Below are 14,374 nucleotides of genomic sequence, written 5' to 3'. Positions count from 1 at the left end.
GAGTGGCCGCTTCCGGCGGAAGCAGTTACTGCACCGAAGGTGCTTGTTACCGCTTGTGAAACAAGCTAGTCACAGCACTTAAAGTGCGTGTCACCAGAGTGAACGTTAGTGAAATAATATTTTAATAAGGATAATGATGTCGAAGCTAAAAATAGCTGTAGCCGGAACGGGTTATGTTGGGCTGTCAAATGCAATGCTGTTAGCACAGCATAACCAAGTTGTGGCTGTAGATATAATTGCGGAAAAAGTGCAGTTACTTAATGCAAAAAAATCACCTATTGAAGATAAAGAGATTGGTGATTTTCTTGCTAATAAAGATCTGGATTTTACTGCTACTTTAGATAAGCAGCTAGCATATCTAAATGCAGATTTTGTAATTATTGCAACCCCAACAGATTATGACCCGCAAACCAACTATTTTGATACAACGAGTGTTGAAACTGTTATTAAAGACGTAATGGCTATTAACCCAAATGCAGTGATGGTAATAAAATCTACAGTACCTGTTGGTTATACGGAGTCTGCACGTGAACGCTTTGCTACACCAAATTTAATATTTTCGCCAGAATTTTTACGCGAAGGTAAAGCGCTTTACGATAACTTATATCCGTCACGCATTATTGTGGGTGAGCAAAGCGAACGCGCAAAACTTTTTGCAAATTTACTGAAACAAGGCGCTGAGAAGCAAGATGTTGAGGTTTTATTTACCGAATCGACTGAAGCTGAAGCAATTAAATTGTTTTCTAATACCTATTTAGCTATGCGGGTTGCTTATTTTAATGAGCTTGATAGCTATGCAGAAAGTCATGGTTTAAATGCAAAACAAATTATTCAAGGTGTAGGCTTAGATCCGCGGATTGGTACTCATTATAATAATCCTTCATTTGGTTATGGTGGTTATTGTTTACCTAAGGATACCAAGCAGTTGTTAGCTAACTACAAAGATGTACCCAATAACATGATTCGCGCTGTTGTTGATGCTAATAGGACACGTAAAGACTTTATTGCTGAATCAATTCTTAAACGAAACCCGAAAGTGGTTGGGGTGTATCGGTTAGTGATGAAAACGGGGTCTGATAATTTTAGGGCTTCTGCTATTCAGGGAATAATGAAGCGAATTAAAGCCAAGGGTATTGAAGTTATTATATTTGAGCCTGCCTTAATTGAAACTGCTTTTTTTAATTCTCGGGTATTGACTGATTTAACTGAATTTAAACAATTAGCTGATGTAATTGTGTCTAATCGTATGGCTGATGAGCTTATGGATGTGGCAGAGAAAGTGTATACTCGAGATTTGTTTGGTAATGATTAATAATAAAATAGTAAAAGGATATTAGATGTCAGTATTAAAAGCGGTGATCCCTGTTGCAGGCTTAGGTACTAGAATGTTACCGGCAACTAAGGCTATTCCTAAAGAGATGCTGCCTTTAGTGGATAAACCGCTGATTCAATATATTGTTGATGAATGTATTGCGGCGGGTATTAAGCAAATTGTATTAGTTACCCATAGCTCGAAAAATTCGATTGAAAACCATTTTGATAAAAGCTTTGAACTTGAGTCTATGCTAGAAAAGCGAGTAAAGCGGCAGTTGCTAGATGAAGTGCAGGCAATATGCCCCAAAGATGTCACTATTATGCAAGTGCGCCAAGGTGAAGCTAAAGGTTTAGGTCATGCGGTTTTGTGTGCCTTGCCATTAATTGGCGATGCGCCTTTTGCCGTGTTATTACCCGATGTGATAGTAGATGCTTATGATGCTAATTTAGCTAGCGACAATTTAGCTAAAATGATTAAGCTGTATCAAGACAGCCAAATAAGCCAAATTATGGTAGAACCAGTGCCTATGCAGTTAGTAAGTAATTACGGCATTGCTGATGTAAATGGCGAAGTATTAACAGCGGGTAACTCTGCTGCTATTACCAATATTATTGAAAAGCCCAGCCAAGAGCAAGCGCCGTCTAATTTGTCGGTAGTGGGCCGTTATGTATTTAACCCGGCAATTTGGGGCTGCTTAAAGCGCACGCCAACAGGGGCGGGTGATGAAATACAACTAACAGATGCAATTGCCTTATTAATGGAACAGCAACCCGTGCAGGCGCATCATATAAGTGGCCGTAGCCATGATTGCGGTAATAAGCTGGGCTATATTCAGGCATTTATAGAATATGCTATGCGTGACAAAACCCTAGGTGCTGATGTTAAGCAAATGCTGCAGACTTTGTGCCGTTAAGTTTTTACTAATTATCTAGGTTATAAATTCGCTTTAGCTTAGCTTTAATTGGGTTTAGCTAAGGCGAGCGTGTAAATTATACCCACCTAAATGGTTTGTGGCTTGTTCGGGTATTTAGCTTCTGCTAGTATCCATGCGGTTTTTAAGGTGTTAGATTAATTTTTACCCGCTATAACAGTTGTAATAAAACAAGCTGCAAGTCAGGTTGTAAATGGAAACCTTATATGAATGGTTTTATTATATCTTTAGACTTTGAATTGTTTTGGGGGGTAAGAGACTCTCGCGGTGAGGAATACTTCACTGTTTTAAAAAATGTACATCAAGTTGTGCCAAAGCTGCTGCAGCTTTTTAATAAATATAATGTCGCTTGCACTTGGGCTGGTGTTGGGGCCTTATGTGCCAATGACTATGATAGCTTTGTTAATAATACACCTAAGTTACTACCTAGTTATAAAGATACAAAATATAGTCCTTTTCATGATTTAGACTATTTATCTAGCTTAGATCCTAAGCTGTTATTTGCCCCTGATTTAGTAACAGCCATTACTAATACACCTAATCAAGAGTTTGCCTCTCATACTTATTCACACTTTTATTGCTTAGAGCAAGGCCAAATTATTACCGAGTTTACTGCTGATTTAAAAGCCTGCACTGATATTGTTGCGGCTAAACAGATATCGCTGCGCAGCTTGGTTTTTCCTCGTAATCAATTTAATTCTGATTATTTAACCGTATGTAAGCAACAAGGCTTAATTGCTTATAGAGGTAATCCTGAGCATTGGGCTTATAAAGCAGAAAGCCGTAATGAACGCAGTGCTATAAAACGATTATTTAGGCTAATTGACACTTATATTCCGTTAAGTGGATCTTTGCGGCAACAGGTTAAGTTAGACAAGGCCTCAGGCATGGTGGATGTGCCAGCCAGTTTGTTTTTTCGGCCTTATTCGTCTAAGTTACGCTTTTTAGATGGCATTAAACTGCGCCGGTTAAAGTGGTCTATGACACGCACGGCTAAAAAAGGCGGCGTTTTTCATTTATGGTGGCATCCACATAATTTTGGCCAATATACCGAACAAAACTTACAGCAACTAGAGTTGTTGTTGCAGCATTATCAGATGTTAAATAAGCGCTATGGCTTTAAGTCTGTGACTATGCAGCAGGCGGCAACCCAGTTTTTAGCAGGTAAAGCATGCGGCACTTAGTGGTTTTAGGTAGGGCTTCTGCTTCAACTCAGATGTTAATTCAAACTATGACGGAAGCGGGCTTTAAAGTAGATTGGGTAGAAGAGCGCCGTGACGATAAAAAACAGCTTTTATTGCGACGAATAAAGAAGCAGGGGCTTGTTAAGGTGTTTGGCCAAGTGTGCTTTATGCTGGTGCAAAAGTATTTAAGCTTTGCTAGCAAAAAACGCCGGCAACAAATTTTAGCTGGCTTTCATTCTATTGCCAGTATTAAGCCGATATTTACGACGACGAATGTTAATTCTGCTGATGCTATGGCCTTTTTAGCCTCGCTATCGCCAGATATTGTGATCCTAAGTGGTACTCGTATTTTAAGCCCTGAATTACTGGCTGTGTTTAGTTGCCCCGTTATTAATATTCACGCTGGAATAAACCCTAAATATCGCGGTGTGCATGGTGGTTATTGGGCCTTAGTGAATAAAGATGCAGCAAACTTTGGTTCGACTATTCATAGGGTTGATACTGGCATTGATACGGGGGATGTTCTGGCTTATGCCTTTAGTGCTATAACTAGCCAAGATAACTTTGCAACTTACCCCTTATTGCAGCAAAAAGCGGCGATGAGCCTATTACCTAAGGTGGTTGATGATTTATTGGCTAATAAGGTTAACTGTATTCAACCTAGCTTAGACTCGCAACTGTGGAGCCACCCTACGTTATTGCAGTATCTTATTAATCGGTTTAAAGCAGGTGTGAAATAGATTGCGCATTGTTCATATATTTAGCGCCTTATATCAAGGTGGCGCAGAAAATCAGCTGGAGTTGTTAATTAGCCAGTCGCAACAGGCCACACCTGATGTTGAGCATATTGTAATTAGCCTAAAAAGTGATAAAACCGCACTTTGGCAGCGGCTTGAACAAAAAAATATTCCTATTTATAGCTGCAACCTGAATAACCCTTTGAACCTAAAAGCGGTTTTGACGCTGCGTAACTTATTAAAGCAGCTGAATTCGGCGCAAACGGTTTTTCAGTGCTGGATGTATCATGCTAATTTTTTTACTAGCATAGCGGCGGCTAGGTTGCCGGTTAAGCTGGTTTGGGCCATTCGTCGTAGTCAAATTCCTACAGGGATAACGGGGCTAATTTCTAAAGCGTCTGCCTGGTTAAGCCATAGGCTGAAACCCCATATTATAAGTAATTCTGAGGCAGGTTTAGCTTCACATGGCCAAGCCGGTTATTACTTAGCTAAATCGCTTGTTATTGCTAATGGATTTGCAACCGACGCTTTTGCTGCTATGTCGGATACATTTACAAAGCCTAACGCTAACCAAGCTGAACTAAAGCAAAATTACCAATTTGCTGTTATTGGCCGTTATGCGCAAGTAAAGGGCCATAAGTTTTTATTAGAGGCCATTTTATTATTACAACAGCAACTGCCTGCCGCTGAGTTTGGCCATTTGACATTTACTTTTGTTGGTCGTGATATTGCAACGGCTAGTGCATTAAAGCCTTATTTAGATAACCCTATTATTCGCCAGCATTGCCAGTTTATTGGCGAAGTTGCCGATGTATCTGAGGTGTTGCAGGATAGTGATTGTTTAATTTTACCCTCGCTTAGCGAAGGCTTTCCTAATGTGTTGGTAGAGGCAATGTTAACCAATAAGTACTGTATAGCGACTGACGTAGGTGATGTTAAACGGATTTTGGCAGATAAAGTGCCTAGCATTAAGCCCGGTTGTGCCGAGCAATTATGCCGCGCTATGCTTGATTATCTGCATAACGATAGACAACAGAACCTCGCCATAGGGCGTGAGCTAGGAGACTTAGCTCGCAGCCAGTTTTCAATTGCTGCCAGCTGGCAGGCGTATTTGCGTCTTTATTCTATGTTACTAAAAGCCTGTTAGTAAGAGCCTGTTACTAAGAAAATGTTACTAGGAAAATAATATTTATGTGTGGTTTTGCTGGAATTTGGTCCGCAACGAAAAGTGACAGAATAAATGTTGAAGCACTGCAGGCTATGGGGCAGGCTATAGTACACAGAGGGCCAGATGATCAGGGTGTTTGGTTAAATGATCTGCACTCTGCCGGCTTTGTTCATCGGCGCTTATCTATAGTTGACCTTTCTGCTGCCGGACACCAGCCAATGCTTTCACCGACTGGGCGCTATGTAATTGCTTTTAATGGTGAAATTTATAATCACTTAGCTATTAGAAAAGAAATAGATAGCTGTGCTGATGTTAATTGGCAAGGCCATTCAGATACTGAAACACTATTAGCGGCTATTGATATTTTTGGCTTAGCGGCAACACTGGAAAAACTGGTTGGTATGTTCGCTTTTTCGCTTTGGGATAACCAGGATAACAGCCTGATTTTAGTGCGGGATCGTTTAGGTGAAAAGCCGTTATATTTTGCTTCTGTTGCTGATGATATTGTTTTTGGCTCTGAACTAAGCTGTATTGAAGCGGTATTAAGCAAAGATGAGTTAAGCATAGACAGAGCGGCGCTTTCACAGCTTATACGCCAAGGCTATATTGTTGCACCTTTAAGTATTTATAAGGAAGTTAAAAAATTGCAGCCTGGTCAATATGTACGCTTTAACAGTAAAGGGGCAGTTTTTAAAAGCTATTGGTCAGTTACAGACATTATTGAGCAAGGCGATAAGCTAGAGTTGAGTGAAGAGACAGCAGCAATAGAGCTAGAAGCTTTGCTGTTACAAAGCTTAAAAGATCAAATGATTGCTGATGTGCCTTTAGGTGCTTTTTTATCGGGCGGCGTTGATTCTTCTTTAGTTGTGGCTTTGATGCAAAAGTTATCTGATCGACCAGTTAAAACTTATTCAATAGGTTTTGATGATGCTAAGTATGACGAAGCTATATTTGCTAAAGAAGTTGCTAAGCATTTAGGCACAGAACATACCAGTTTATATATATCGGATAAGCAGGTATTAGAGACTGTTAATTTGATGGCGGATATTTATAGCGAACCTTTTGCTGATTCAAGCCAGCTACCTATGTATTTAGTTTGTGCTATGGCGAAACAACATGTCACGGTTTGCTTGTCGGGCGATGGCGGTGATGAGCTATTTTGGGGCTATAGCCGTTATCAGCAAACGTTAGCGGCATGGCAGAAGTTATCAGGGCTATCTCAGTTTACTTGCGCTGGGCTACAAATGTTGCAGCGGCTATTACCGATTAGAGTTTTAAATAAAGTGGGGGCTTTATCGGCTAAAGATGCCTTAGTTGGCGATAAGATTAGCAAAGCATTAGAGCTTTTAACTATAACTGACTTTAAGCAGTTTTATCGAAGCTTTATGATGGCAAGCTACAGAAATGTACCTAACTTAGTTATTAATGGTGATGAAGGCTTAGTAGAGCTGATGTTATCAGCAAAAGCATTAAGTAAGTTGCCTACAGAAGATGTTATGCCAGCGATTGATTTAGTAACATATTTACCGGATGACATTTTATGTAAGGTTGACCGTGCCGCTATGGGCGTATCATTAGAAGGCCGAATACCACTGTTAGATCATCGCATTGTTGAGTTTGCGTTAAAATTACCGCAAGCCATAAAGTATAAAAATAAAACGGCTAAAAGCCCACTGCGTAATATTTTATATAAATATGTTCCTCAGAATTTGATAGAAAGGCCTAAAAAAGGCTTTTCGGTACCTTTAGCTCAGTGGCTTAGGAATGAGCTTAAGGATTGGGCCGAGCAATTACTTGACTTTGAAACACTAAAGGCGGATGGCTATTTTGATCCAAAACAGGTGCATAAGTTGTGGCAAGCTCACCTTTCTGAACATAGAAATTGGTCTGGTGTACTGTGGAACATTTTAATGTTTCAAGCTTGGCTGGCTAAAAGGCGCAGTTAAAACCTAACTAATTTAAGCTGGTTTTGAATAGCTAGACTAAGCCTTAACCTAGCTACTATGGCTGTTTTGACTTGTTTGTGTAATGGGCTTCTGCTAGTATCCATGCGGTTTTTAGAGGGCTTTTAGTTAAATACTTTATATAGGGCGACAGCTATTTTTTTTCGATTGGTTTTCTTTATTGGCTGTATTTTTTTAACTGCTTTATATCCATGCCAGTTAGTTGCCTCGCCGTGGGTAAATACTGATGATCGCTATTTACGAACCAGCATAAAACTCTTAGCTGATGCTGGTTATCTTAATATTCCTATTAATACTTATCCGTTAATGTGGCAGCCTATTTTAGCTGAGTTAGCTAAGGTTGACCGTTCACAGCTTACAGACTCTGAATTATTGGCTTTTTTGCGCTTAACTTCGGCTGTTAACCATGCCCGTACCGAGCATATAAAAACACTAGAAATAAGCGCAGCGACTGATAGTTTTGCGCCTTCTGGCTTTGCTAACAACTATGCACAGCGCGCAAAAATAAAAGTGGGCACTGAGTTTAAAGGCAATAATTGGGCATTAGGTATTGTTAAAAGCTTTAACTATAAACCTTTTTCTTGGTCTGATACTTATCACTTTTCTGCTGATGAGAATGAGGCAATATTTACTGACTATAACCCAAGCCATGATTGGCAGGGGAGTTATGCCGCTGTCACCTTGGGCAATTGGGTGCTTTTGGCAACCCAGCAACAGCAATGGTGGGGGCCAGGTTATGATACTAGCTTTAATTTTAGTCATAATGGCCCAGCGGCAAAGAAACTGCGCTTAAACCGACTTAATTCTGCTTTACCTTTTAATGACAGCTTAGACTTTTTGGGCAACGCTAATGTTAGCTTAGAGCTTGGCCAGCAAGCCGGTAGTGCTTTGCTACGCCATCATAACTTTGCTGCAGCGCGTATTAGCATAAAGCCTTGGTCTGCCTTAGAAGTCGCAACAAGTTTAACCTATCATCAAGCCTTAGATAATGAAGTTGCTAGGCGTTTAAACGCCATTCATCAGTTAGGCTTGGCTAATGCTGATAAAACAGCAAGTTTGTCTCAGTCTCAGTTGCAGACTATAGGCACTAACATTTTCTTTGAAGATAGAACTGCTTTCTTTGAAGATAAAAGCACTGCCCTTAAAGAAGAATATGCGGCTACTACTATTAGCCAATTAGATGTTAGATACAGCATAACGGCTAACACAGCTGTTTATGCTGGTGTTAGCCTGGCGAATGGCCAAAGCCGGCGTGCTGCATACGCGAATAATCGCTATACAAGTTCGAGTAATAACCTTGGCAACCTGAGCAATAAAGCGACTAGCCGTGAGAGCAATGCGGGCTATTTAGTTGGCGCTGAGTACAATATTGCGAATGTAAACCATCAATTAAGTTTAACCGCTGAGCTACAAAAAATTGCAGATAATTATCCGCATTGGTTAAGCCAAGGCGGTGCTGATGCTGCTTTAGTGCCTTCTGAACAATTACTAATTGCAGTGCAAGGCTATCAAGGCAATGGCCAGGCTAGTTATATTCATTTTAAACAGCAGAGCTTTGCTCAACAAGGTATTGCTAAACAAAGTATTGCTCAAGAAGGTATTGTTAAACAGCGTCAAACACTAGAGTTAGGTTATCAGCAGCCGTTATTTAAAGGCTTAATAAGTGTTGATTATCAACTTCAGCGGCAGCAGTTATTGGCTAATGGCGCAGCTAATGCTAGTGCTAATATTAGTGCTGATACTCGTACTGATGCGAATGCTGGTGCGAGTAACATAAATAAAACTAAATATGAGCATAAAGTGGCTTTACGCTGGGAGTGGCGTTGGTAATTGTGTAATAGCGGCTTTAGGCTAACACGTTTTAACAAAAAATTGAGACTAAGTAATTCAGAGTGGCCGATTTAGGTTATAATCCGCCGATTATGCAGCATAATTCACTGGCCTAGGGTTTAGGGTTTAGGTTTTAGGTTTTAGTGCGTTAGCGTGGTTATTGTAAAAATTAGCTACAGGTTGAACAATAATAATGGAGTTCCCAGGTGTTTAAGATTGCAATTCGAACCTTATTGGTAGCCGCTTTAAGCTTATGGTCGGCCGTAGTGGCAGCGCAGGCTGTTACTCCGGCCATGCTGGAACAATTTAAACAGCTGCCACGAGCACAGCAAGAGCAATTAGCCCAGCAGTATGGCATAAACTTAAGTGATTTAGGTTTAACGGGGGCGTCTTCATCTGACTCTGAAAACCCTGATGACGAATTATTGCAACGGCAGAAACAAAGAAAGCAACAAGAAGAAAAAGACAAGAAAACAGCAGATACCGAACTTAAACGTTTTGGTATGAATATGTTTGAACCTGCTAGTTCTTCTTTTTCTAGTGCTAAAAACCTGCCGGTTCCAGATGAGTATATTTTAGGCCCTGGTGATAATTTACAATTACAACTTTTTGGCAAAGTGAATCGTGATGTTAACGCTAAAGTAAACCGTGATGGTGCAATAAATATTGCTGATATGGGGGCGTTACAAGTATCGGGCTTGCGTTATGCCGAAGCCAAAGATCTTATTATTGAGCGCGTTAAACAGCAATTATTAGGAACCAATGTTGCCGTTAGCATGGGGGCGTTACGCACTATTAATGTGATTATTGCCGGTGAGGCGAAATATCCTGGCTCTTATAATTTACCCGCGCTAAGTTCAGTAACTCAGGCACTTTTTGCCGCTGGCGGTGTAAGCGAGATTGGTAGCTTGCGGCATATTTCTGTGCAACGCTCAGCCAAAAGTGTTGCTAGGTTCGATTTATATGACTTATTACTAAAAGGTAATGCCACTAATAATGTGTTTTTAAAAGATGGTGATGTTGTCTTTGTGGCGCCAGTGACGGCTATTGCTGAAGTGAGTGGTGAGGTTCATCGCCCTGCTAAGTATGAAGTGTCGGCGACAGATACATTGCAAGATTTATTAGCCATGGCAGGTGGTGCGACGCCTAAGGCTTACCCACAAAAAGCGGTGTTAGAGCGCTTTAATAAACATAATTATCGTGAATATTTAAGTGTTGATTTAACAAACCCTAAGCAGCAAAAGTTACAGGTTAGAGCCGGTGACGCCCTTAAAATTGGTGCTACCTCGCCGCAAGTACAAAATGCGGTCACATTAGTGGGGGCTGTTGTTCGCCCTGGTGTGCATGCTTGGCAGCCAGGCTTAAAGTTAACAGATTTATTAGGCTCTAGATGGTCTGACTTACACCGAACGGCAGATTTAAACTACGGAATTATTTTAAGAGAAATTAATCCGTTAGGTGATATAGACATATTGCAGTTTAGGTTAGCTGATGCTATTAACCAGCCAAACAGTGCCGACAATATTGAGCTTAAAGCTAGAGATACAGTAGTAGTGTTTCATCAAGCTTTGCAGACCTTCCAGCGCTCGGCATTAAATAAATATTTGCGTGATAAATTAGAGCAGCGCTTTGATATTGCAATAGAGTTGCGTTGGTTAAATCAGTTAGATATTGCTGAAGACGGTTTTAGGTTAATGTCTGAACCAGAAGTGCTAACCGAAGAGCGCTTAATGGCAGATATTAAAAAATTACAGTCAGCCGAAGGCCGCCTTTTTGCCGATGACATAACTAAGCAAGAACAAGAAAAAGCCTTAAAAGAAAGCTTTGCTTATTTATTAGATAATGTTTTAGATGATGCAGAATTAATTAAATTTACGCCGCATCTTACCCGTACTGAGTTACTTTACCCTGTGTTACAAAAGCTACGCCAACAAGCACGCAATGGGGTTGAGGCTAAAATTGTTAGTGTTAATGGTGAAGTATTAGTTGAGGGTGATTACCCACAACCAATAGGTGGCACTGTATTAGATTTAATTGATGCTGCAGGGGGACTAAAAGATTCTGCCTTTTTAAAACGTGCTGAGTTAACCCGCGCAGTGGCTAATAGTGGCTCGGCACGAGGGGTGTATATTGAGCATGAAAGCGTTGATTTGTCGCAAGTATTATCTGGCCAGCACAATATTGCTTTAGCCAGCCGTGATCGTTTAAATGTGTTTGCTGTACCTGAATGGGATTTAGATAAAACCATTACTTTACATGGCGAAGTGAAATTCCCTGGTGTTTATACCATTCAGCAAGGTGAGAAACTGTCTGATGTAATAAAGCGTGCCGGTGGCTTAACTAATAATGCCTTTGTTGATGGTAGCTTATTTACCCGTGAGCAAATTCGTGAGCGTGAAGCCCAGCAGCTTAAAAAGTTAAGTGAGCAGTTACGTGCTGATATTGCGGCCAAGTCGTTATCTAGTGAAATTGCTAGAATATCACCTGAAGATTCTATTACCATGATTAATGAAATAGAAAAGGTGAAGCCGATAGGTCGTTTAGTTATTGATTTACCAATGATTATTGCTGGTGAACCTAGTGCCGATTTACAAGTAGAAGATGGTGATGAGCTGTTTATTCCAAGAGAAAACAATACTATTTCTATTGTAGGTGAAGTGCAGCACCCTAGCAGCCATCGCTTTGCTAATAACCAAATTTTAGAAGACTACTTAAAGTTAGCTGGCGGCTTTCGTATACGAGCTGATAAAGACCGCGTTTATGTTATTCGCGCCAATGGCTCGGTAATGGTGCCTGAAAGCAGCTGGTTTAGTGCTAGCCAAAACAACTTAAAAGCGGGTGATACTATCGTTGTGCCACTAGATACCGAATATAAAGATAATTTAAATCTGTGGGCTCAGGTTACGCAAATTTTCTATCAAACTGCGGTTGCTATAGCTGCCTTGAATAGCTTCTAATTTAATAGGATTGGCATGACTTCAAAAAACTCTAAAACAACACTGTCGGATAATATTACGTTAGACGAGCTGTTTGCGGTAATTTGGCAGCGCAAGTGGTCTATTATGATTTTTGTTTTTATTTGCTCGGTTGGTGCGGTATTTTATACGCTAAGTCTACCGAATATTTATAGAGCTGAAATGATTTTAGCGCCTGCAGGCGAAGATTCTAGCTTAAAGCTTCCAGGCCAATTAGGTGGATTAGCGGCTTTGGCGGGAGTTAATTTAGGTTCGTCGTCAGGTAAAGATAAGACACTCGCCATAGAAGTATTAAAGTCACGTGGCTTTATGATGCGCTTTATTGAAAAGTATGACTTATATGTACCGGCATTTGCAGCTAAGGGGTGGGATCGTGAAACTGACACCTTGATTATTAATGAAAAGTTATATGATCCTGAGCGTCAGGAGTGGGTTAGAGAGCATAAGCCCTATCAACAAGTTAAACCTTCTTCTTTGGAGGTACATAAAGAATTTGAAAAAACCTTTAACTTAGATCAAGACAAGTTAACTGGCATGATTAAGGTTTCTTTACAGCATTATTCACCAGCGTTAGCTAGAGATTGGTTAACCTTGATGGTTAAAGAGTTAAATGAAGACATTAGAGTAAGAACCATAAACGAAGCCGAATCTAGCATAGCCTTTTTACAAAAACATGTTAATGAAGCAGAAATAGCTGACATTAGAACTATGCTTTATTTGCTAATTGAAGAGCAAACAAAAAACTTAATGTTAGCCAATGTGCGCGATGAGTATGTATTAAAAGTGGTTGATCCTGCCGTTGTTCCAGAAGAAAAATATGGCCCTAAGCGTGCGCTGATTGTGGTTTTAATTGCTTTTCTATCAACCATATTGGCGATGCTTGTCAGTATTATGATGGCTAGAAAGTGATTCGTCGGCTAAGTAACTTTTTGCAGTTTGGTAATTTATAATGAAAATTTTAGTAACTGGCGGGGCGGGTTTTATTGGCTCTGCCGTCGTGCGTTATATTATTGAACATACCGCTTCAAGTGTGATTAATGTTGATAAATTAACTTACGCAGGCAACTTAAACTCGTTAGTGTCGGTAGCAGAAAACCCGCGCTATTATTTTGAGCAGGTTGATATTTGTGATCGCGCTGAAGTAGAGCGGGTGTTTAACCAGCATCAACCTGATTGTGTAATGCACCTAGCAGCAGAAAGCCACGTTGACCGCTCGATAGACGGCCCAGCTGAGTTTATTCATACTAATATTATTGGTACCTATACGTTATTAGAAGTAGCCCGACACTATTGGCAGCAACTAGCTGAGCCGAAAAAAGCTAACTTTAAATTTCATCATATTAGTACCGACGAAGTCTATGGTGATTTACCGCATCCGGCAGACGAGGTCGCTGACGCGAGTGATGAGGAAAGCAGTGTTGAGGGTTTAGTGGTGAGTGCTGAGTTAACAGCGCAAGTAATTAACACTCAAAACTCAAAACTAAAAACTCATAACTCAGCCCTTCCACTGTTTACTGAAATTACACCTTATGCGCCAAGCTCACCTTATTCTGCCAGTAAAGCCGCAAGCGATCATTTAGTGCGGGCTTGGCTTCGTACTTATGGTTTACCGACAGTGATTACTAACTGCTCTAATAATTATGGGCCTTATCATTTTCCTGAAAAGCTTATTCCGCTGGTTATTTTAAATGCCTTAGCCGGTAAGCCGCTGCCTATTTATGGTAAGGGTGATCAAATTCGTGATTGGTTGTATGTAGACGATCATGCGCGGGCTTTATATAAAGTGGTTACCGAAGGCAAAATAGGTGAAACCTATAATATTGGCGGTCATAACGAAAAAACAAATTTAGACGTAGTAGAAACCATCTGCCAAATTCTAGACGAACTAGCACCGCTAAACTCAACACAAAACACTGAGCATTCACCACTTAACATTCAAAACTACAAAAGTTTGATAACTTTTGTAAAAGATCGTCCCGGCCATGATCGTCGTTATGCTATTGATGCGTCGAAAATTCAGCGTGAACTAGGCTGGGCGCCTGAAGAGAGTTTTGAAACTGGGCTTAGAAAAACCGTGCAGTGGTTTCTTGATAATAAAAGCTGGTGGCAAGCTGTGCTGGATGGCAGCTATCAGCAATAGCGCCTTGGCGCAATTGAATGTTAAGTTTTAAGTTTTTAGTGTTGAATTCAAACTTAAAATTACATTATTAAATTAATGCCAATAGCTAGCTAAACTATTGACTAATATTGTAAAAACATCACAAATTAAG

General features: G+C 40.3%; 10 protein-coding genes. All 10 read left to right on the top strand.

Annotated elements, in window-relative coordinates; translation table 11 throughout:
- The first annotated feature begins 136 nt into the window (after window positions 1-136).
- The 10 genes from RDV63_RS12240 to RDV63_RS12195 all read left to right on the top strand — a co-directional run bounded on the left by RDV63_RS12240 (window position 137) and on the right by RDV63_RS12195 (window position 14,244).
- Window positions 137-1,312 carry a nucleotide sugar dehydrogenase gene (locus tag RDV63_RS12240; RefSeq protein WP_409934837.1) on the top strand — a complete coding sequence of 392 codons (1,176 nt, stop codon included), beginning with the start codon at window positions 137-139 and terminating at the stop codon, window positions 1,310-1,312.
- Window positions 1,313-1,337: 25 nt separating this feature from the next.
- The gene (gene galU, locus RDV63_RS12235) at window positions 1,338-2,228 is read left to right on the top strand and encodes a UTP--glucose-1-phosphate uridylyltransferase GalU (RefSeq protein WP_313909774.1); all 891 of its coding nucleotides are present in this window, start codon (window positions 1,338-1,340) and stop codon (window positions 2,226-2,228) included.
- Between the two features lie 224 nt (window positions 2,229-2,452).
- A complete protein-coding gene (locus RDV63_RS12230; protein ID WP_313909773.1) occupies window positions 2,453-3,430 on the top strand; it encodes a polysaccharide deacetylase family protein in 978 nt (325 codons plus the stop codon).
- On the top strand, window positions 3,418-4,170 hold the full coding sequence (locus tag RDV63_RS12225; RefSeq protein WP_313909772.1) for a formyl transferase: 753 nt from the start codon (window positions 3,418-3,420) through the stop codon (window positions 4,168-4,170). The genes RDV63_RS12230 and RDV63_RS12225 overlap by 13 nt, the downstream gene beginning before the upstream one ends.
- Before the next feature lies 1 nt (window position 4,171).
- Window positions 4,172-5,314: a glycosyltransferase gene (locus tag RDV63_RS12220; RefSeq protein WP_313909771.1), complete on the top strand. Its 1,143-nt coding sequence runs from the start codon at window positions 4,172-4,174 to the stop codon at window positions 5,312-5,314.
- Between the two features lie 44 nt (window positions 5,315-5,358).
- Window positions 5,359-7,281, top strand: a complete 1,923-nt coding sequence (asnB, locus tag RDV63_RS12215) for an asparagine synthase (glutamine-hydrolyzing) (RefSeq protein WP_313909770.1) — start codon at window positions 5,359-5,361, stop codon at window positions 7,279-7,281.
- A gap of 165 nt (window positions 7,282-7,446) precedes the next feature.
- Window positions 7,447-9,129, top strand: coding sequence for a capsule assembly Wzi family protein (locus RDV63_RS12210; protein WP_313909769.1), 1,683 nt, complete (start codon window positions 7,447-7,449; stop codon window positions 9,127-9,129).
- A gap of 206 nt (window positions 9,130-9,335) precedes the next feature.
- Entirely contained in the window at window positions 9,336-12,086 is a 2,751-nt protein-coding gene (locus RDV63_RS12205; RefSeq protein WP_313909768.1) for an SLBB domain-containing protein, read from the top strand.
- A gap of 15 nt (window positions 12,087-12,101) precedes the next feature.
- Window positions 12,102-13,013, top strand: coding sequence for a Wzz/FepE/Etk N-terminal domain-containing protein (locus RDV63_RS12200; RefSeq protein ID WP_313909767.1), 912 nt, complete (start codon window positions 12,102-12,104; stop codon window positions 13,011-13,013).
- Window positions 13,014-13,053: 40 nt separating this feature from the next.
- A complete protein-coding gene (locus RDV63_RS12195; RefSeq protein WP_313909766.1) occupies window positions 13,054-14,244 on the top strand; it encodes a dTDP-glucose 4,6-dehydratase in 1,191 nt (396 codons plus the stop codon).
- Window positions 14,245-14,374: the final 130 nt, after the last annotated feature.

The organism is Rheinheimera sp. MMS21-TC3, from assembly GCF_032229285.1.
GTDB lineage: Bacteria > Pseudomonadota > Gammaproteobacteria > Enterobacterales > Alteromonadaceae > Alishewanella.
This window is presented reverse-complemented; position numbering and strand designations above follow the sequence as displayed.